Source organism: Trinickia sp., assembly GCF_057351765.1.
Genome location: NZ_JBMRBK010000041.1, coordinates 52967 through 71976 on the forward strand (window position 1 = coordinate 52967; position 19010 = coordinate 71976).

Annotated in this window: 17 protein-coding genes; 11 read left to right on the plus strand and 6 right to left on the minus strand. The window is 66.2% G+C overall.

Annotation, left to right across the window (positions count from 1 at the left end; genetic code table 11):
• The first annotated feature begins 63 nt into the window (after positions 1–63).
• The 6 genes from ACO1XS_RS11415 to astE all read left to right on the plus strand — a co-directional run bounded on the left by ACO1XS_RS11415 (position 64) and on the right by astE (position 7581).
• Complete coding sequence (locus ACO1XS_RS11415) at positions 64–1299, plus strand: aspartate aminotransferase family protein (RefSeq protein WP_486390724.1); 1236 nt, start codon at positions 64–66, stop codon at positions 1297–1299.
• Between the two features lie 79 nt (positions 1300–1378).
• Positions 1379–2527 carry an arginine/ornithine succinyltransferase subunit alpha gene (gene aruF / locus ACO1XS_RS11420; protein WP_486390768.1) on the plus strand — a complete coding sequence of 383 codons (1149 nt, stop codon included), beginning with the start codon at positions 1379–1381 and terminating at the stop codon, positions 2525–2527.
• Positions 2524–3609 (plus strand): arginine N-succinyltransferase, encoded by a 1086-nt coding sequence (gene astA, locus ACO1XS_RS11425; protein ID WP_486390725.1) that lies wholly within the window; start codon positions 2524–2526, stop codon positions 3607–3609. Before aruF ends, astA begins: the two co-directional genes overlap by 4 nt.
• Positions 3606–5087: a succinylglutamate-semialdehyde dehydrogenase gene (astD, locus tag ACO1XS_RS11430; protein WP_331574412.1), complete on the plus strand. Its 1482-nt coding sequence runs from the start codon at positions 3606–3608 to the stop codon at positions 5085–5087. The genes astA and astD overlap by 4 nt, the downstream gene beginning before the upstream one ends.
• A 99-nt stretch (positions 5088–5186) precedes the next feature.
• Entirely contained in the window at positions 5187–6527 is a 1341-nt protein-coding gene (astB, locus tag ACO1XS_RS11435; protein WP_331574410.1) for an N-succinylarginine dihydrolase, read from the plus strand.
• Positions 6511–7581 (plus strand): succinylglutamate desuccinylase, encoded by a 1071-nt coding sequence (gene astE / locus ACO1XS_RS11440; RefSeq protein WP_486390726.1) that lies wholly within the window; start codon positions 6511–6513, stop codon positions 7579–7581. The genes astB and astE overlap by 17 nt, the downstream gene beginning before the upstream one ends.
• Positions 7582–7621: 40 nt before the next feature.
• Here astE and ACO1XS_RS11445 read toward each other — a convergent pair whose 3' ends face one another.
• Positions 7622–8488, minus strand: a complete 867-nt coding sequence (locus ACO1XS_RS11445; RefSeq protein WP_486390727.1) for a hypothetical protein — start codon at positions 8486–8488, stop codon at positions 7622–7624.
• A 118-nt stretch (positions 8489–8606) separates the two neighbouring features.
• Complete coding sequence (locus tag ACO1XS_RS11450; protein WP_486390728.1) at positions 8607–9446, minus strand: LysR substrate-binding domain-containing protein; 840 nt, start codon at positions 9444–9446, stop codon at positions 8607–8609.
• A gap of 126 nt (positions 9447–9572) precedes the next feature.
• Between ACO1XS_RS11450 and ACO1XS_RS11455 the strand changes: the two genes are divergently transcribed.
• The 4 genes from ACO1XS_RS11455 (at position 9573) to ACO1XS_RS11470 (ending at position 13771) form a co-directional block, all read left to right on the plus strand.
• A complete protein-coding gene (locus ACO1XS_RS11455; RefSeq protein WP_486390729.1) occupies positions 9573–10208 on the plus strand; it encodes an FMN-dependent NADH-azoreductase in 636 nt (211 codons plus the stop codon).
• A gap of 55 nt (positions 10209–10263) precedes the next feature.
• Positions 10264–11202 carry a helix-turn-helix transcriptional regulator gene (locus tag ACO1XS_RS11460; RefSeq protein WP_486390730.1) on the plus strand — a complete coding sequence of 313 codons (939 nt, stop codon included), beginning with the start codon at positions 10264–10266 and terminating at the stop codon, positions 11200–11202.
• A gap of 276 nt (positions 11203–11478) precedes the next feature.
• Entirely contained in the window at positions 11479–12273 is a 795-nt protein-coding gene (locus ACO1XS_RS11465; protein ID WP_486390731.1) for an ABC transporter substrate-binding protein, read from the plus strand.
• Between the two features lie 142 nt (positions 12274–12415).
• The gene (locus ACO1XS_RS11470; protein WP_486390732.1) at positions 12416–13771 is read left to right on the plus strand and encodes an EAL and HDOD domain-containing protein; all 1356 of its coding nucleotides are present in this window, start codon (positions 12416–12418) and stop codon (positions 13769–13771) included.
• 14 nt (positions 13772–13785) lie between these two features.
• On the opposite strand, the gene ACO1XS_RS11475 is transcribed toward ACO1XS_RS11470, so the two are convergent.
• Both ACO1XS_RS11475 and ACO1XS_RS11480 read right to left on the minus strand, forming a co-directional pair.
• Positions 13786–15243 carry an HDOD domain-containing protein gene (locus tag ACO1XS_RS11475; RefSeq protein WP_486390733.1) on the minus strand — a complete coding sequence of 486 codons (1458 nt, stop codon included), beginning with the start codon at positions 15241–15243 and terminating at the stop codon, positions 13786–13788.
• 68 nt (positions 15244–15311) lie between these two features.
• Positions 15312–17159, minus strand: a complete 1848-nt coding sequence (locus ACO1XS_RS11480) for a putative bifunctional diguanylate cyclase/phosphodiesterase (RefSeq protein ID WP_486390734.1) — start codon at positions 17157–17159, stop codon at positions 15312–15314.
• 273 nt (positions 17160–17432) lie between these two features.
• Here ACO1XS_RS11480 and ACO1XS_RS11485 point away from each other — a divergent pair, with 273 nt between their 5' ends.
• Positions 17433–17984 (plus strand): peroxiredoxin, encoded by a 552-nt coding sequence (locus tag ACO1XS_RS11485; RefSeq protein ID WP_414720360.1) that lies wholly within the window; start codon positions 17433–17435, stop codon positions 17982–17984.
• 39 nt (positions 17985–18023) lie between these two features.
• On the opposite strand, the gene ACO1XS_RS11490 is transcribed toward ACO1XS_RS11485, so the two are convergent.
• Together ACO1XS_RS11490 and ACO1XS_RS11495 are read right to left on the minus strand one after the other, a co-directional pair.
• Positions 18024–18578 carry a hypothetical protein gene (locus tag ACO1XS_RS11490; protein ID WP_486390735.1) on the minus strand — a complete coding sequence of 185 codons (555 nt, stop codon included), beginning with the start codon at positions 18576–18578 and terminating at the stop codon, positions 18024–18026.
• Between the two features lie 13 nt (positions 18579–18591).
• Positions 18592–19008, minus strand: a complete 417-nt coding sequence (locus ACO1XS_RS11495) for a hypothetical protein (protein ID WP_331574388.1) — start codon at positions 19006–19008, stop codon at positions 18592–18594.
• Positions 19009–19010 lie beyond the last annotated feature (2 nt).

Consider the following 19010-nt stretch of genomic DNA (forward strand, 5'->3'; position numbering starts at 1 on the left):
AGCAGTATCCGCAGTACGAATACGAGCGGTTTCGAGCTGTTATTACCTCAACGAGGATCTGCCATGAACGATTTCGCTGTCAACCGCCAGACGTTCGACGACGTCATGGTGCCCGTCTTCTCGCCTGCGCCTTTCGTACCGGTGCGCGCAGCGGGCTCGCGTGTCTGGGACTCCGAAGGGCGCGAGTACATCGATTTTACGGGCGGCATCGCGGTGACGGCGCTGGGGCACACGCACCCTGAACTCGTGCGCGTGCTGCGCGAGCAGGGCGAGACGCTGTGGCACGTCAGCAACGCCTATACGAACCAGCCCGTGCTGAGGCTGGCCAGCCGGCTCGAGGCGCTGACGTTCGCCGAACGTGCATTCTTTGCGAACTCGGGCGCCGAAGCCAACGAAGCCGCGCTGAAACTGGCGCGCCGGGCCGCGCTCGAGCGTCACGGCCCCGAGAAGATCGAGATCGTCTCGTTTTCGCAGTCGTTTCATGGCCGCACGCTGTTCACTGTCAGCGTCGGCGGCCAACCGAAGTATGCGGAAGGCTTCGGCCCCGTGCCGGCCGGTATCGTTCATTTGCCGTACAACGATATCGAGGCGGCGCGCGGCGCAATCGGTACGAAAACGTGTGCGGTCATCGTCGAGCCCATTCAGGGCGAGGGTGGTGTGATTCCTGCGGATCCCGCGTTTCTGCGGACATTGCGCGAGGCGTGCGACGCGCATGGGGCGCTGCTGATCTTCGACGAAGTCCAGACGGGCGTCGGCCGCACGGGCCATCTCTACGCATACATGGATACCGGCGTGACGCCGGATATCCTCACGACCGCCAAAGCGCTCGGCAACGGTTTTCCGATCGGCGCGATGCTGACGACGAAAGCCATCGCGGCGCATTTCAAGGTGGGCGTGCACGGCACGACTTACGGCGGCAACCCGCTCGGTGCCGCGATTGCGGACAAGGTCATCGAGCTCGTCAGCGAGCCCGCTCTGCTCGATGGCGTGAAGCGTCGCGGGGCAGCCCTGACGGCGCGGCTCGATGCGATCGGCAAGCGGTTCGGACTCTTCAAGGAGATTCGCGGCAAGGGCCTCCTGATCGGTGCCGAACTCGTCGCGGCATTCGAGGGGCAGGCGAAGGACTTCGCGAACGCGGCCGCGCGGCATGGCGTGATGCTGCTGATCGCGGGGCCGAACGTGCTGCGTTTCGCGCCATCGCTGATCATCGACGATGCCGATCTCGAAGAAGGTCTCGCGCGGCTCGAAAAAGCGATCGAGGAGACCGTCGCGGCGGCTGCCGACGCATCGGCCCGTTGAGCCCGGGTTCGTCCCGCCACTTATGTCGACGCCTGTGGCAGCGAATGTGCCACCGCATCTGCCACCGAATGGAACGATGATGCTCTTCGTACGCCCAGCAAGACTTTCCGATCTCGACGCGCTCGAACAGATGGCGCGCGCCGCGCGGCCCGTGCTGCATTCGCTGCCGCACGATCGCCATGCGCTCGAGGCACGCATTGCGCTGTCCGAGGATTCGTTTCGCGCCGAGGTCGATTTCCCGGGCGAGGAGTTCTATCTCTTCGTGCTCGAGGATGCGACGAGCGGCAAGCTGCTCGGCACGTCGAGCATCGTGGCCGCGGCAGGCTATGCCGAGCCGTTCTACGTTTTTCGCAACGATGCGCTCATTCATGCCTCGCGCGAGCTTCACGTGAACCGGAAAATCCACGCGTTGACGATGTCGCACGAGCTGACCGGCAAGAGCCGGCTCGCGGGCTTCTACCTCGATCCCGCGGTGACGGGCGACGCGAGCGCCCACCTGCTTTCGCGCGCGCGCATGATGTATGTTGCGGCGAACCGACGGCGCTTCACGCCGGAGGTATTCTCGCTCTTGCTCGGTGTCACCGACGAAGCGGGGACGTCGCCGTTCTGGGAGGCGGTGGGGCGCAAGTTCTTCGCGCGCGATTTCGCCGAAGTCGAAAAGATTTCGGGGGGACGCAGCCGTACGTTCATCGCCGAAGTGATGCCGAGCTATCCGCTTTATGTGCCCCTGTTGCCCGAGGCGGCGCAGCGTGTGCTCGGCGAGCCCAACGCCAAAAGTCTGCTTGCCTACGATATCCATCTCGAGGAAGGTTTCGAGCCCGATCGTTTCGTCGACATCTTCGATGCGGGCCCCGTGCTGACCGCGCAGGTGGACCGCAGTGCGTGCGTGGTGAGCAACGAGACGCGAATCGTACGTGAGAGGACCGAAGCGGCATCGGACGCCGATCCGTCGTCCGCAGCCGCAACCGCAGCCACGACCTATCTCGTCGCGAACAACCGGGCCGGCGAATTCCGCTGTGCGCTGGCGGAGCTGCCGCTTGCGCGCGAGGAGCAGGCGCCGCTGACGTCGTCGGTACGCTCGGTGCTCGGCGCCGTCGCGGGCGATGCGGTGCGTTGCGTGCCATTGCATCGCGCGTCCGAAGACGAAGCCGCCACCGCCGAGTCGCAGGCCGATCTCGATGGCGAGACGGCTGCCTTGCGTGCCACTCATCCGGGAGTTCGTCGATGATCGTCGTTCGCGCTGTCAAGACCACCGACCTCGATGCGGTCGTGGCGCTCGCGCAGGAGACCGGGCCGGGTTTGACGACGTTCAAGCCCGACCCCGATGCGCTTGCCGCACGCATCGCGCGATCGAAACGGACGATGGAAGGACAGGCCACGCCCCATGAGGCCGGCTACTTCTTCGTCATGGAAGATGCGGCAACGAACGACGTTGCCGGTGTGTGCGGAATCGAGACGCAGGTCGGCCTCGAGCAGCCGTTCTACAACTATCGGGTGAGTACCGTGGTGCATGCGAGCCAGGAGCTTGGCGTCTGGACCAGGATGTCGCTGCTCAACATCTCGCACGACCTCACGGGCTATGCGGAAGTCTGCTCGTTGTTCCTGTCGCCGCGTTATCGCGCGCATGGTGTGGGCGGGTTGCTGTCGCGCTCGCGCTTCATGTTCATCGCGCAATTTCGCGACCGGTTTCCCGAGCGCCTATGCGCGGAGCTGCGCGGCCATTTCGACGCCGACGGTACCTCGCCGTTCTGGCGCGCGGTGGGCTCGCACTTCTATCAGATCGACTTCAACGCGGCCGATTACTTGAGCGCGCACGGGCGAAAGTCTTTTCTCGCCGAACTGATGCCGCGTTACCCGGTGTACGCCGATTTACTGCCCGAGGATGCCCGGCAGGTCATTGGCCTGACCCATCGCGACACGGCGCCCGCGCGCAAGATGCTCGAAGCCGAGGGGCTTCGCTATCAGGGGCACGTCGATATTTTCGATGCGGGCCCTGTGCTCGAGTGCCACATCAACGATTTGCGAACCGTACGCGAGAGTGTGGTCGTCCCTGTCGTCATCGGCGAGGTCGATTCCGTCGATCCGCTTGCATCCGGTGCAGGCCCCGCCCAAGCGCCGCGCGAGCGTGCACCTCGTTCGCTGGTGGCGAATACGCGGCTGGCGGATTTCCGTGTCGGCTTCGCGCCGGGCGGCGTCGAAGACGGCGTCATGCATCTGTCCGCGGACGACGCGGCGGCGCTGCTCGTGCGCGAAGGCGATCCGGTGCGGGTGCTCGTCACCTCTCATACCCAGCAGAGTCAAAAGTCATGAGCGAACTATTCATCGAAGGCGAGTGGGCGCAGGCAAACGGACCCCGCTTCTCGTCGCATAACCCCGGTACGGGGGCCGTGGTATGGCAAGGGCACGGCGCGAGCGCGGTCGATGTCGATCGCGCCGTCGCAAGCGCACGCCGCGCATTTGCCGATTGGTCGGCCATGCCGTTCGACGCCCGTTGCGAAATCGTGCGCCGATTCGCGGTGCGCCTCGTCGAGCACAAGGAAACGCTCGCGCATGCGATCGGACGCGAGACGGGCAAGCCGCTGTGGGAGGCGCGTACCGAGGTCGCCGCGATGGCGGCCAAGGTCGACATCTCGGTGACGGCATATCAGGAACGCACAGGCGAAAAGCGCGTGCCGATGGCCGACGGCGTTGCCGTATTGCGGCACCGCCCGCACGGTGTCGTCGCGGTCTTCGGCCCTTATAACTTCCCCGGGCATCTGCCGAACGGCCATATCGTGCCGGCGCTCGTCGCGGGCAATACGGTCGTGTTCAAACCCTCCGAGCTCGCGCCGGCTGTGGCGCAGGCCACGGTCGAGCTCTGGCGCGAGGCCGGTTTGCCCGCGGGCGTGCTGAACCTCGTGCAAGGAGAAAAAGAGACGGGTGTCGCGCTGGCCAATCATCGGCAGATCGACGGCCTGTTCTTCACCGGCAGCTCCGATACCGGTACGTTGCTGCACAAGCAGTTCGGCGGACGGCCGGAAATCGTGCTGGCCCTCGAAATGGGCGGCAACAATCCGCTCGTCGTCGCCGAAGTGGAAGATATCGACGCGGCGGTGCATCTCACGATTCAATCCGCGTTTCTTTCGGCGGGGCAGCGCTGCACCTGTGCGCGCCGCATCTTCGTGCCCCAAGGATCGTTCGGCGAGCGCTTCGTCGCGCGCTTCGCCGAGGTGACTTCGCGCATCGTCTACGGCCTTTACGATGCCGAGCCGCAGCCCTTCATGGGAGCCGTCGTGTCGGCGCGCGCGGCCGCCAGACTCGTCGCGGCGCAGGAACGGCTCGTCAAGGCCGGGGCGCGGCCGCTCATCGCCATGACGCAACGCGATCCGGCGCTCGGCTTCGTGAATCCCGCGATTGTCGATGTCAGCGCAGTCTCGGCATTGCCCGACGAGGAGCACTTCGGTCCGCTCGCGCAGATCGTGCGTTATGCGAGCCTCGACGAAGCGATCGAGCGTGCGAACGATACGGCCTTCGGGCTCTCGGCGGGCCTCGTCGCGGACGACGCGAGCGCCTGGGAACGCTTCAGCCGCACGATCCGCGCAGGCATCGTGAACTGGAACCGGCCGACGAACGGTGCATCGTCGGCCGCGCCGTTCGGCGGTGTCGGCCGCTCGGGAAATCATCGTCCGAGCGCGTTCTATGCGGCCGACTACTGTGCCTATCCGATGGCGTCCGTCGAGAGCGCGCAGCTCTCGATGCCTTCGAGCGTATCGCCTGGGCTTCGCTTTCACGAAGTCTCGAACGATTGAGACGCTGCGCCATGGACGACGCGGTGGCGCGACGGCAAGACTGAAAGTTGAAAGTTGAAAGTTTGAAACATTGAACGACCGACCGACCAAGGATCGACGATGCAAGCACGGGAAGCCAACTTCGATGGACTCGTAGGTCCGACGCACAACTATGCGGGACTCTCGTTCGGCAACGTCGCGTCGCAAACGAACGAGAAATCGGTCGCGAATCCACTCGCCGCCGCCAAGCAGGGGCTGCGCAAGATGAAGCAGCTCGCGGACCTCGGATTCCTGCAAGGCGTGTTGCCGCCGCAGGAGCGTCCCTCGCTGCGTCTTTTGCGCGAGCTCGGGTTCTCAGGCTCGGATGCGCGCGTCATCGATCGCGCCGCAAAGGAAGCACCGGAGCTGCTGGCCGCGGCGAGCTCGGCCTCGGCGATGTGGACCGCGAACGCCGCGACGGTCAGCCCGTCCGCCGACACGGCCGATCGGCGCGTGCATTTCACACCGGCCAATCTGACGAGCAAACTGCATCGCGCGATCGAGCACGAGGCGACCCGCCGGACGCTGCAAGCCGTGTTTGCCGACGAGAGCCGCTTCGCCGTGCACGAGGCGCTGCCGGGCACCCCGGCGCTCGGCGATGAAGGCGCTGCCAACCATACGCGCTTTTGCGCCGCTTACGGCGAGCCCGGCGTCGAATTCTTCGTCTACGGACGCAGCGAATACCGGCGCGGCCCCGAGCCCGTGCGTTATCCGGCCCGTCAGACGTTCGAGGCGAGCCGGGCCGTTGCGCAGCGCCACGGTCTTGCCGAGGCATCCACGGTTTATGCGCAGCAAAACCCCGAGGTCATCGACGCGGGCGTGTTCCATAACGACGTCATTGCCGTCGGTAACCGCGAGACGCTCTTTTGCCATGAACGGGCATTCGTCGATCAACGGGAAGTCTGCGACAGGTTGCGTGCGCAACTTTCCGGGCTCGGCGCCCAATTCAACGTCATCGAGGTGCCCGATGCGCGCGTGAGCGTGGAAGATGCGGTTTCGTCGTATCTGTTCAACTCTCAGTTGCTCACGCGTTCCGATGGACGCGATGTTCTCGTGGTGCCGCAGGAATGCCGTGAAAATCCGCGCGTGGCCGCCTATCTCGACGATCTGGCGAGCTCGGGCGGACCCATCTCGGAGGTGCTGGTTTTCGATTTGCGCGAAAGCATGAAAAACGGCGGCGGCCCGGCATGCCTGCGCCTGCGCGTCGTACTCGACGGCGCGGAGCAAGCGGCGGTCGCTCCCGGTGTCTGGATCGACGATGCGCTTTTCGCCCGGCTGGACGCCTGGATAGCCAAGCATTATCGCGACCGGCTCGCGAGCGCCGATCTCGCCGATCCGACGCTGCTCGACGAATCGCGTACGGCGCTCGACGAGCTCACCCAGATTCTCGGCCTCGGTTCCCTTTATGACTTCCAACGCTGACGGGACGAGAACCATGACCGGCGCGCCGGGTTTCCTGACCGACTTCCTGTCGTTCTCGCTCGCCGATGCGCGTCCCGTTGCCGATCGCGCGGGCGGCGAATGCGCGCATGGCGTGCGCTTCCAATGGCTCGGGGCCGGTTTGCTCCAGTTCGAGCCCGAAGCGAAGCCGGTCGCGAGCGTCGCCGTGTCCGCCGGTGTGCATGGCGACGAGACGGCGCCCATCGAACTCGTCTCGCGCATGGTGGCGGACATCGCGCGCGGCGCGCTGCCGCTTGCGTGCCGTCTGCTCGTGGTGCTGGGCAATATCGAGGCGATGAGGGCGGCCCGCCGCTATCTCGACGACGATCTGAACCGGCTTTTTTGCGGCGCGCACGCCCGATTGCACGGGGGCAGCGAGAAGGCGCGCGCGGCAACGCTCGAGGCCGCGACGGCGCGGTTCTTCGCGCAAGCGGCACCGGCCGACGCCGCGCCGCGCTGGCATATCGACATGCATACCGCAATCCGTGCTTCGGTCTTCGAGCAGTTCGCGCTGTTGCCGCACACGGGCCGGGCGCTCCCGAGCGCGATGCTGGACTGGCTTAGCCACGCGCGTATCGCTGCGATTTTGCTGCACACGGCTGCGGGGACGACGTATACGCAGTTCACGGCACAGACCCATGGGGCAATCGCTTGCACGCTCGAGCTCGGCAAAGTGCGGCCGTTCGGGCAAAACGATTTGTCCCATTTCGACGCAGCCGATCGCGCCGTGCGTGCGCTGGTCGCGAACCTCGCACCCGAGTCCGCTGCGCCGATGCCGCGCGTGTTCACGGTTGTCGACCAGATCACGAAACGCACGGACGCATTCGAACTCGCGCTGGCGAGCGATGTACCGAACTTCACCGTGCTCGCCAAAGGACAGGTGCTGGCGCGCGACGGCGAGTATCGCTACATCGTCACGCGCGACGACGCGCGGATCGTGTTTCCGAACCCGAGCGTGAAGCCGGGCTTGCGAGCGGGGCTCATCGTCGTCGAAACGACGGCCGAAACGCTGGCGCGCACACCCCGCGGTGCTTGATATCGATGCACCCCCGAGGCACGACGCGCCGTGGTACCGATCACTGCTCGGCCGGCACCGGCTGCCATCCGCCCGGGCAGGTCGCGACATACGGATAGTATTGGTCCCAATAAGGACAGTAGTACCAATAGCCCGTGTCGTCCGGGGGCGCGTCGGCGAATCCGGGGACAAACGGGTCGGGATAGGGATAGCTCGGCGCGGGATAGAAGTACCAGGCGCCGCCGACGACCCACCACCAGCCGTGCCGGCCGTCATGGGGCCCGTGATGCCAGTGTCCCGACCGCCAGACACGGACATCGTGCTCCTGGAAGCGGCCTATATCGCCATGCCACGGCGCGCGCGTGCGGGCCGGAGGAACAGCGGCGCGCGGTGCCATGCCCGGTTGCGGCGCGGTGGCGCGCGGTGCTACGCCGGGTTGGGGCGCCGTGACGCTCGGCGCCACGCCGGGCTGCGGATGCGGCTCACGGGGGGTGGGCTCTCGCTCGGGCGGTCGGGGCGCGGCGTTCGCACCCGGGCCGGCGCCGCCGGCCGCGCCCATCTGCGGTGTCGGCACATGCGGTGCCGGCATGATGCGGGGCCCCACCGCCGGCGGCGTGTGTGGACCGATCGCGCGCTGCTGCATCGGTGGCGCCGCCCCTGGCATCGGTGGCGCTGCCCTCGGCATGGGCGGTGCCGCGCGGTTTTGGGCCGGCATCGGCGCATTCGGTGCAATGCCGCCGTGCTGCGGGGCCGGCATTGCGGGTGCAGCGTGGCTCGGCGCTGGCGCCTGCCGGAGTTCCTGGGACTGAGCCCCGGGCGCATGGCCGGGGCCTTGCATCTGCGCGCGAATCGCGCCGCTGCCCGCGAGCGCTGCCGCAACGAGCGCTACCGCGCGCAACGCGTTCCGTGTTCCGTTTCGCATCGACATGGCGCACCTCCTCGCGACGCGTCGTCTCCCCCGTCAGCATAGGCCTGTCGAGCGCCGCGCGCTCGGGCGGCCGGTGCGCCATTGGTCTGATCACGGCGCGAGCGCGCGTGAACCGGCCCTAGCGCAGATCGCGCTGCGCTGCGCCGCAGAGTTCCTCGACGAGTGCGGTAATCGGGCTGCCACCGAACAGCGTGAACTCGACGCTCGGCAACGCGGGCAACCGCGAATCGGCCCCGAGCGCCTGCAAGCCGCTATCGAGACGGCTCGCCAGCATCGGCGCAATGGCGAGGCCTGCGCGCACCGCGGCGAGCACGCCGCCGCTGCTCGGACAGACGAGCGCGATGCGACTGTCGATGCCCGCATGCGCGAGCGCGGCGAGTGCCGCTTCACGGTAAGGGCAAGGCTCCGGAAACACCGCCAGCGGCAAAGGCAACGACACGTCGACATTCATCCATTCCGCCGCTGCCCACACGAGCGGCTCGCGCCAGAGAGGGCGGCCCGGCCGGTCGTCATGACAGCGCCCGCCGAGCACGAAGTCGAGTTCTCCGCGATCCATCGCCTGCAATAGTGTGCCCGGCACGCCGATCGTGATGTCGAGCGCCACTTCCGGGTTGCGCAGCCCGAACGTATGCAGCCGCTCCATGATGCGGGCGTGGGCGAAATCCTCGGACATGCCCATACGCACCGTGCCATCGCTCGAACTGCGACGCAAACGCGCACGTGCGTCGCGATTCAGGGCCAGGATCGCGCGTGCATAACCCAGTAGCAGTTCGCCGTCCGGCGTGAGGGCGGTCGAGCGCGTCGTGCGCACGAACAGCGTTTTGCCCGCCTGATCCTCCACCCGCCGCAAATGCGCACTGATGGCCGATTGCGTCAAATGCAGCCGCGCCGCGGCGCGCGTGAAGCTGCCTTCCTGGGCGACCGTCACGAACGAGCGCAACAGCACGGTATCGAACATGGAATTTAGTGAGTTTCGTGTTGAATGATTGAAGAATACTTCGTTTTCAATCGAGTTCGCAATGTGATTAGATGAAGCTCGAGCACACCAACCAGGCTTCACGCCCGCCATTCTTCGGAGAACCCTATGACAAGCCTGTTGCACATCGAGTCCTCGCCGCGCAAATCCCGCTCCGCATCGCGGGAGGTGGCGCACGCGTTCATCGAGGCTTACCGGAGCGCACACGCCGATGCGTCCGTCGAGACGCTCGATCTGTGGCACACACCGTTGCCTGAGTTCGACGGCGCTGCGATGCAGGCGAAATACGCGGGGCTTGCCGGAACGCCGCTCACCGACGAGCAGCGCGATGCGTGGAGGGCGATCCACGACCTCGCGAGGCCGCTTCACGATGCGCATACGCTGCTGCTCTCGGTGCCGCTCTGGAATTTCTCGATTCCTTACAAGCTGAAGCATTTCATCGATGCGGTCTCGCAAAAGGACGTGCTGTTCTCGTTCGACGAGCGGGGATTCGGCGGACTGTTGCGCGACAAGCGGGCCGTCGTCGTCTATGCGCGGGGACTTGATTATTCGAGGGAATCAATTACGCCCGCCGAGTGTTTTGATTTCCAGAAGCCCTATGTCGAAGCCTGGTTGCGATTCGTAGGCATCGAGGATATCGAAACGGTCGTCATCGAAAAGACGCTGTTCGGGCCTGAAGTCGATATCGCCGCGCGCCGCGACGCCTGCGCGAGCGCCGAGGCGCTTGCGCGCGCTCGGCCATGAGCGCGTTTTGCCCGGGCGTTGCCGCGGCCGCCCGTTTCATCCGCCGGGAGATGTCATGTCGGAATCGTTGCACACCGATGCAGGTCAGCGTTCCTATCGCATCCTCAGGGACCCCGAGCTCGGCCTCGGGCCTGGCCCTGTCGTACTGCCGCGAGAGGAGGGCGAACCTGCCCGTTCATCGGCTGCGCGTCTTGCTGCGTTGGCGGACGTGCTCACGGCGCAGTCCGACGGCGCGCTGCGCCGTACGCTGATTCGCAGCTGCCTCGTCGATGCCGGCTTCGATTGGCTTTGCTATTACCGCATCATGTGCCTCGATGGCCGGGTGAGCCGAGCGGCCTGGTATGCACAGTATTCGCCGCCGGGCTGGGCCGAGGCCTATTGCGGTGCGCACTGCTTCGACACCGACGTGCGGGTCGTCAAGGCGTGCACGGCCGGCTGGCCGTTTGCATGGGTGCTCGACGACCTGACACGCGATGCGGCCGGCGCGGGCAGGGCGGGCGCTGCCGCACGGAGTCTCGCGGCGCTGGCGGCTCGCGCCGGCATCGGTTCGGGCGTGACCGTGGGCTTCGAGACGGCGCGTCCGTTCGAGTACTGCATGGTGACGCTGTCGAGCACGCTCGCCACGCGTGCCTGGATTTCCGACGCGACGATGGGCGCGGCGCTGGTGTTGGCGGGCGAGATACACGCGTTCATCGAGCCGCGTATCGGCCCGCTGCTGACGACAACGGGCGCGGATGGGCTCTCGGGGCTGCAAAAGCGCATGCTCGATCTGATGACCCAGGGTTCGTCCGATCGCGAAATAGGCGCACTGCTGTCGCTCTCGGCCGATCAGGTGGCCTATCAGCTCGGCGGCATCGAGCGGCGCTTCGGAACGCGCAACCGCGCGCAATTGGCTTACGTGGCGGGCGTGTTGTCCCGGCAACCCGCCGAACGTGCCGCGCAGCCGCCGATGGAACCCGTTGAGGACGAGGGACGTCGCGTGCGGTACGCATGAGCGGCGCCCGGCTCGGCGGGGGGCGCGGCGTGGGTCTCGGCGTTTGCCGCTGAGCGACATCGAATTGCATCTTTGGGCATGCCATTGCGGCGGCCCGGTCCGTCCGATTTTCTTCCCCTTTCTCGAACGAGCGCGCGGGCGCCGCCTACAATGCGGCGCCCGCGCGCTTTGTGCGACGCACAAGACTAGCGCCGGGCATTTGAACGCTGATTTTGGCGCGGCGACGATGCGCCGGCTGCGCCCATCGTTGCAACTCTTTCTCGTTTAGGAATCCTGATGAAACTGAACTTCCGAAAGCACACAGCGCTTGCACTCATCGCTGCGGCGTCGCTGATCGCGAGCGGCGCATCGGCCGCCGAGCTCAAGCAGATTCGCTTCGGCGTCGAGGCGTCGTATGCGCCGTTCGAATTCAAATCGCCGACGGGCGAGCTGCAAGGCTTCGACATCGAAGTCGGCCATGCGGTTTGCGCGAGGCTCAAGGTCAAATGCGTCTGGGTCGAGAACGACTTCGACGGCCTCATTCCGGCGTTGTCCGCGCGCAAGTTCGACGCGATCAATTCGGACATGACGATCACGGAGCAACGTAAAAAGGCCATCGACTTCACCGAGCCGATCTATTCGATCCCGAATCAGCTGATCGCCAGGAAGGGCAGCGGGCTGCTGCCAAGCGCCGCTTCCCTCAAGGACAAGCGCGTGGGCGTGCTCCAAGGCACGATTCAGGAATCGTATGCGAAGGCGAAGTGGGCGGGCGCAGGCGTCGACGTGGTGCCGTACCAGACGCAGGACCAGATATATGCCGACCTCGTCGCCCGACGGCTCGACGCCGCGTTCCAGGATTCGGAGGCGGCGTCCAAGGGGTTCCTCAAGCGTGCGCAGGGCGCGGCGTTCGAGTTCGCGGGGCCGACGGTCACTGACTCCCAATTGCTCGGCTCGGGCGTGGGCTTCGGCGTGCGCAAGGGCGATGCGGCGTTGAAGGCGGCGCTCGACGAGACGTTGCGTGCGCTGAAGGCCGACGGGACGATCGAGCGGATCGCGGCCAAGTATTTCGACGTGAAGGTCGTGCTCAAATAAGACCGCTTCGCCGGCGTTTGCTCCGGCCCGCCTTCGGCTATCGCTTCGCTGCGGCCCCGTCGTATAATCCCGCCCAGATTGGCCACGGGGCCGGTACGTGTAGTACCGGGCGGCGATAAAAGCAGACAAAGAAGAGGGGCTGATGGAGACGACCAACGTGACGGCGGCACACCCGGCGGTGGCCAGCGAGCCTGCCCAGGCGGGACATCCGCCCGGCGCGGTGACCCATCCCGCGCGTCAGCCGCTCGTCGACGCCGAGGGGCTTTTGTGCGGATTCGAGTTGGTCACGCGCGAGCCGCTCGCCGGCGACGGTGCCTCGGACGCTGACCCCGCGAGCCGCCGTGCCGCATCCGACGCGGCGCTGACGCAAACGTTGGCGTTGCTCGGAGCGAGCGGCGTGCACGCGGCGCTGGGTGGCCATCGAGGCTATCTGAGCGTGAATCGCGCATTGCTCATGGCCGACGATCTCGCTCGCATCTCCCCGGAACGCTACTTCTTCCAGTTGCCGCCCGATATCGCTATCGATGGCGAGTTGACGGCCCGTCTCGTGGCGCTGCACGGCAAGCGTTATCGCTTCGTGCTCGACCGCGTGAGTGCTCCCGACGCGACGTTCGCCAAGCTGCTGCCTTACGTCTATGCCGTCAAGATCGACGTCGCGAAGGTGGCGCCCGATCTGCTTGCGAAGCTGGCGGACGCGCTCAAATCGGCCGGCAAGATTCTCATTGCGCTCGGTGTCGATTCGCACGAAACCTTCGAGCGCGCGAAGGCCGCGCGCTTCGATGTCTTCCAGGGGTATTTCTTCGCGCGCGCGGACAGGCAGGCCTCGCGGCGCGCCAGTGCACCGCGCCAGGCGCTGCTGAACCTGTTGCGGCTGCTTTCGGCGGATCCGAGCGTCGCGCAGCTCGAAGCCGAGCTCAAGCTGAACCCGGTGCTCGTCATGCACATCATGCGGCTCGCAAATTCGGGCGAGGCGAGCATCGGGCGCAAGGTGGCGACACTGCGCGATGCGATCAATGCGACGGGCACCAACCGTATCGCGCGCTGGACGCAATTGCTGCTTTATGCGGACGGCCGCAAAGTCCGGCTCGAGGACGATCCGCTCGTGCAGCTCGCGGCCACGCGCGCGCGTTTCATGGAAATGGCGGCGGCCCGTCTGACTCAGGCGAACCGGAAGGTCGTCGATGCGGCGTTTTTGACCGGCGTGTTTTCGCTTGTCGACGCTGTGTTTGGCGACACGCTCGAAGCCACGCTGGACGCGCTGATGCTGGCGGGTCACATCCGCGCGGCCATTCTTCGGCACGAGGGATTGCTCGGCACACTGCTGGCCGCCGTGCAGGCGCTCGAGCGCGCCGACTGGGCCGCGCTCGAGCAGGTGAGCGCAGCACTGGCGCCGTTCACGCCGCCCGAACTCGCCGAATTGGCCATCGCTTCAGCGGCATGGGCCAGCGCGGCGGATCAACACGGCGACAACGCGGGGCTCGAGCGCGTACAGGAATAGCGCGCTCGCGCGCCTCAGAGCGTTTCGACTTCCTGTGCCGGCGCGTGTGCGAAGAAGCGGGCGAGCTCGCGGGCGAGCTCGGTTAGCGCACTCATTTCGTCTTGCGAGATCTTGCGGGGCTCTTGCGCGTGCGACCAATCGCCGTACAGGAGCGCGACCGTCGCTTGGTCGACGGTCACGGGCAGCAGGACGAACGAGCGGGCGTCGGAAAACGCATCGCGGAACCAGGCCGGCAGCCGTGCCACCATCTTCGGATCGTGCGCGTTCTCGATGAAAATGCCGATCGAGTTGGCAATCGCAAGATGAAATACGTCGGGCTCGAATGCTTCATTGAACGAAAGCGCCGGCAGCAGTTTCTCCACATCGCGTCCAAAGCCCAGCCGCGACTTGAACAGCCCCGGTGCCTGTCGCACGAAGACGATCGTGCGGGCAAAGCCGAGACCGGCCAGCACGGTCTCCGAGGCAAGCGCCAGGACCGGCGCCAGCGCATTCTCGGACGGCAGCGCGCGCAGATCCTCGAGGCCCGCGGCGATGCGCGCCTCCGGCGCGACGCCCGCGCGAGCAATGGCATCGGCGCTTGCTCGCAGCTCCACGATTTCCCGCATGACCCCCATGCCGGCTTCCTCGCGCGCGAGCGCCGTGCTCATCGACACGAGGGTCTCCGGCTCTATCGCCAGCGCCTCGCCGTAGCGTTGCGCCAACGCCGCGAGTTCCATTTCGGCGGGTTGCGCGTGTGCATCGGACGCGCTCAGCACGTCGGCCACATCGGTCGAGAAATTGGTTACCGCGCGTAGCCATTGGACGTGCTGCAGCTCGTTTGCCTCGGGTTCATAACGGCCCATGCCCGCACGGATCTGCTCCGGCAGACGCCAGCGCGAGGCTGCTTCGAGGCCGATTTCGTCGAAGGTGACGCCGAGCACGGCGTTGCAGGCAGCGGCTTCGTCGAGCCCATCGTTTTCGACCTTGTGCCGGATCGTGTTCCACTCCGCTTCGAGATAGCAGACGACGAGCAGCTTGCCGACTTGCCGCATCAGCGTGCAAACGACGGCTTCCTCGCCCGCGCCCAAATCCGCTGTGTCCGAAGTCAGCTTGCGCGCCACGCTGCCGGACAGCAGCGTACGGTTGAGCTCGAGCTTCGCGTCGATGCGGTGCGGCGCGCTTTGGTGGAAGTGATCGACGAGCTTGAGTCCGACGACGAGGTGGCCGACGGCATCCATGCCGAGCACCATCAGCGCGCGCGTGACCGTCGTGATGTTGCCGCCGAATGCCATGTACATGGCCGAGTTGGCGAGCCGCAGGACCTTTTGCGTCAGCGCAAAGTCCGACAAGACGACCTGTACCAGCGCCGAAAAGTCGAGATCGTCGTTTTTCATTGCGGCCACTGTGGTCCGCAGCGATTGGGAGAGCATCGGAAAGTCGCCGCGCTCGCTCATTTGCGCCCAGAGCTTATCGAGCAGCGCCGCCTTTACCATGTGAATTCCGTCAAAACCATATACGTGTCGATTGATGGAGCCGTCCTGCGCACCTTTTTTCGCGTGCTTCAAGCGAAAGACTCGTCTTCGTGCAGGCGTAAAACGCGGGCCGCGAAGCGTTGCGCGAGCTCTTCCGAGGGCAGCGCCTGGCAGACCAGCCACCCCTGGATGTGCCCGCAACCCATCTCAGTCAGGAGCCGCCGTTGCGCCTCCGTTTCCACGCCTTCCGCGACGAGTTCCAGCTCGAGCGTGCGCGCGAGTCCGACCACGGCGGATACGATGGCCTGGTCGTTGCGAGAGGTTAGCAGGTTCTCGACGAAACTGCGGTCGATCTTGAGCTTGGCGAGCGGAAAACGTTGCAAGTACGCAAGGCTCGAGTAGCCCGTACCGAAATCGTCGATCGCGAACCGGATGCCGAGCGCCGTCAGCTCCTCGAGGAGCGCCTTCGCATGGGCCGGGTCCTGCATCAGCAGACTCTCCGTGATCTCGAGCACGAGGCGGCTCGCGTCGAGCCCGGTGAGCGTGAGCGCGTCGCGCACGTTCTGAGTGAAGCGCGGGTCGCGAAACTGCTGCGGCGAGACGTTGACCGCGACGTATTGCAGCGCGATGCCCTGGATGTCCCACTGCACGAGCTGCATGCAGGCCACTTTGAGCACCCAGTTGCCGAGGTAGTTGATGAGCCCGATCGATTCGGCCAGCGGGACGAACGTCGAAGGCGGCACGAGGCCATGGACCGGATGGTGCCAGCGCATGAGCGCCTCCACGCCGACCACGCCGCCCATCCGGCTCTCGGTGATCGGCTGGAAATGCAGCGCGAACTCGCCGTTGCGCACGCCGTCGTAGAGATCGGCTTCGAGTTTCAGGCGCTCGGCGTCGGCCGGATCGGCGTTGGGCGTATGAAACGCGATGGTGTTGCTGCCCGAGGCCTTCGCCTGAGCGAGCGCGTGATCCGCGCGCCGCAAAAACTGCTGGTGCTGTCCGGCCCGGCCGCCTCCCGGCTCGGCCGGATCGGGATAGAGCGCGATGCCGACGCTCGCCGAGAGATGGACAGCCTGGCCGCTGAACGAGTAGGGCTGTTGTATGGCGGTCATGAAGCGGCGCGCGAGCGCTTCGGCGGCAGCGGCCGCGTGCTCGCGCGTGCCTGCGCGCACGAGCACGGCGAACTCGTCGCTCGTCACACGCGCCAGCGTTTCCTCGGGTGAGACGAGACTCGCGAGCCGCGCGGCCGTCTCGCGCATCAACGCGTCGCCCGCTTCGTAGCCGAGCGCCCGGTTCACGCGTTGATAGTCGTCGAGATCGACGAGCAGCAGCGCCGCGCCGGTACTTTGGGTGTCCACCGTTTCCAGCGCGCTCTCGAGCGCCGCGGCGAGTGCCGTGCCGTTGGCGAGGCCCGTCATGCGGTCGCTGTGCAGCTCGTAGGTGAGGCGTTCTTCGGTGGCGCGCCAGTCTGAAATGTCGAACGCGGAGATCGCGAAGCCGGGGGTGCCTTCATGAATACCCGCCACGGCGCGCAGTTCGACCGGGATCGGGTAGGTCAGAGATTTCATCAAGTGCACGGTGGCGCGCTCGACGCTGCCCGACGCACTCGCACGTGCAAGGAGGCCGTCCAGGGCGGCTGTGTCGCCGGCCGCGACCAATTCGTGCAGCGTGACCGCACGCAGGTATTCATGGCGATAGCCGACGAAACGCAGGCTCGCTTCGGAGACGTAGAGAAAGTGCAAGCCGGCGTCGACAAAAGCCAGGAAGTCCACGCCGCGAACGAGCCGATCCAATTCGGTGGCCAGTGCATTGCGCCCCTGCGGCGCCGGGACCGCCGCGGCGGCCGCGGGCGGGGCCGCGGTTTTTCGCCGCCATAGCCGGTCGATCGTCTCGCGCCAGGTGCGCCGGCGCGGCACGTTGCTTCTTTTTGCTTCCATTGAATCTCGCTGACGACGGGTCCCGACACTGCGGCGAATGTGCTTCGAGGAGGCCCGCGCCGCGCGGGCGCGCCTCCCGCGCACGCCTCCATCAGGCGAATTATCGGCTCCGATCCGAAATTCTTTAGCGGTTTTCGCGAATTGTTACCCGCTGTTACCGCTGCCTACCGATTCAGCCGGGACTCGCGGTCTTTTTGAGACAATGTCGGTAGCCCGCGCTGGCGGCTCTCCGCAGAGGTTGAACCGATTCGAGGAAGCGAGATGAAACGATGGATGGGACGTATCGCGCTATGCACGGCGCTGGTGACCGGCCTGGGCGCATGGTCGTTCGACGCGGTTGCCGTGCTCAAGGCGGGCGACAAGGCGCCCGATTTCACGACGCAGGCCTCGCTCGGCGGCAAGACGTTCTCCTACGCTCTGGCCGACGCGCTCAAGCGCGGCCCCGTCGTGCTTTACTTCTATCCGGCGGCATTCACGAAAGGCTGCACCATCGAAGCACACGAATTCGCCGATGCCGTCGACGAATACAAACGATATGGCGCGACGGTGATCGGCGTGTCGCACGACGATATCGCCACGCTCGCGCGTTTTTCGGTCAGCGAGTGCCGCAGCAAGTTCCCCGTGGCTGCCGATGAAAGCGGCCGCATCATCGAGTCGTACGATGCCGCGTTGCCGCTCGTGACCAAGCGAGCGAACCGAGTGTCCTATGTGATCGCCCCGGATGGCCGCATCGTCTACGAGTACACGTCGCTTTCGCCGGACGAGCATGTCAAGAACACGCTTGCCGCCGTGAAGCAATGGGCGGCCGAACACCCGCACCGATGAGGCGTGGCACGGCGTGCGTCGGCTGAAGGCTGCGCCGTCTCATTGACGTGGCGGCGGGGGCGGCGGTATTTCCGGCGCCCCCCTGTCACGCTGCCCTTCGGCGTCGAACTGTTGCCGATAGCTTCGCGCCATGCCCGCAGGCACCGGCACGCGCTCGCCCGCTGCGTACATGCATTGGATATACGCATAGTCATAGCGGCGTTGTATCCCGTACCCGGAGGCCTGTGCGGTGCCCGCACCGACGGCGCCGCCGCCGAGAAGCCCCGCGCCCGCGCCGATCGCCGCACCGCGGCCGCCGCCGAACGCGGCGCCGGCCGCGGCGCCCACTGCCGTGCCGAGCGCCGCCGAGCCGACGGCGCTCGTGGTTGCCGCTTGTCCGGCGCTGACACCGCCCACTTGCGCGAGCGCATATTGGCGGCACGACGCATCGTCCCCGCGAAACTGATCGAAAGACTTTCCGGTTCCGGGCAATGCCAACACGCTGGGGCCACTCGGCATCACCGTGCAGCCGGCGAGTACGGCCGCCAGCGCCGCCGCGGGAGCGGCGAGGAGCCGCCGTTTGGCCTGCTGGCCGTCATGATAGGAGGAAAGCATCGGCGACCTCACTTCAGCGATTTCGCTCGGGCGTGGCCGGGACGTCCTGCCAGCCGCCCGCGCAGTCCTTGACGTAGGGGTAATACCTTTTAGACGCCGCGCAGTACCAATAGGTTTTGCCCGAAGACGAAGGTTGCGTCGCCGAGGGCGCCGCTTGCGAGCGTTCGATGTAGACATCGGGCTCGGGTGGCTGGACGACGACCGGCGGCGATACGATGACGGGCGGGCCGTAATACGCCGGCGGGTACGGCGCATAAGGGACGTAAGGCGGCGGATAGGGTCCGTAGTAGTACGGCGCCGGGACGACCGGGTAGTAGGGCGCGGGGGCCCCGACAAACACGCCCACGTTCCAGCGTGCCGCGTGGGCCGTACCGCTTATGCAGGCCGCGGCGGCCGCGAGCAGCGCGAGGGAAGCGTTTCGCCATCGCACGA

Excerpts from the sequence above, each read along its gene's own strand:
- ACO1XS_RS11490 (WP_486390735.1), bottom strand. The coding sequence starts at position 18,578 with ATGCTTTCCTCCTATCATGACGGCCAGCAGGCCAAACGGCGGCTCCTC.
- ACO1XS_RS11415 (WP_486390724.1), top strand. The coding sequence starts at position 64 with ATGAACGATTTCGCTGTCAACCGCCAGACGTTCGACGACGTCATGGTG.
- ACO1XS_RS11485 (WP_414720360.1), top strand. The coding sequence starts at position 17,433 with ATGGGACGTATCGCGCTATGCACGGCGCTGGTGACCGGCCTGGGCGCA.
- ACO1XS_RS11470 (WP_486390732.1), top strand. The coding sequence starts at position 12,416 with ATGGAGACGACCAACGTGACGGCGGCACACCCGGCGGTGGCCAGCGAG.
- ACO1XS_RS11455 (WP_486390729.1), top strand. The coding sequence starts at position 9,573 with ATGACAAGCCTGTTGCACATCGAGTCCTCGCCGCGCAAATCCCGCTCC.
- ACO1XS_RS11460 (WP_486390730.1), top strand. The coding sequence starts at position 10,264 with ATGTCGGAATCGTTGCACACCGATGCAGGTCAGCGTTCCTATCGCATC.
- ACO1XS_RS11445 (WP_486390727.1), bottom strand. The coding sequence starts at position 8,488 with ATGTCGATGCGAAACGGAACACGGAACGCGTTGCGCGCGGTAGCGCTC.
- astB (WP_331574410.1), top strand. The coding sequence starts at position 5,187 with ATGCAAGCACGGGAAGCCAACTTCGATGGACTCGTAGGTCCGACGCAC.
- aruF (WP_486390768.1), top strand. The coding sequence starts at position 1,379 with ATGCTCTTCGTACGCCCAGCAAGACTTTCCGATCTCGACGCGCTCGAA.
- ACO1XS_RS11480 (WP_486390734.1), bottom strand. The coding sequence starts at position 17,159 with ATGGAAGCAAAAAGAAGCAACGTGCCGCGCCGGCGCACCTGGCGCGAG.
- astA (WP_486390725.1), top strand. The coding sequence starts at position 2,524 with ATGATCGTCGTTCGCGCTGTCAAGACCACCGACCTCGATGCGGTCGTG.
- astE (WP_486390726.1), top strand. The coding sequence starts at position 6,511 with ATGACTTCCAACGCTGACGGGACGAGAACCATGACCGGCGCGCCGGGT.
- astD (WP_331574412.1), top strand. The coding sequence starts at position 3,606 with ATGAGCGAACTATTCATCGAAGGCGAGTGGGCGCAGGCAAACGGACCC.
- ACO1XS_RS11450 (WP_486390728.1), bottom strand. The coding sequence starts at position 9,446 with ATGTTCGATACCGTGCTGTTGCGCTCGTTCGTGACGGTCGCCCAGGAA.
- ACO1XS_RS11465 (WP_486390731.1), top strand. The coding sequence starts at position 11,479 with ATGAAACTGAACTTCCGAAAGCACACAGCGCTTGCACTCATCGCTGCG.
- ACO1XS_RS11475 (WP_486390733.1), bottom strand. The coding sequence starts at position 15,243 with ATGGTAAAGGCGGCGCTGCTCGATAAGCTCTGGGCGCAAATGAGCGAG.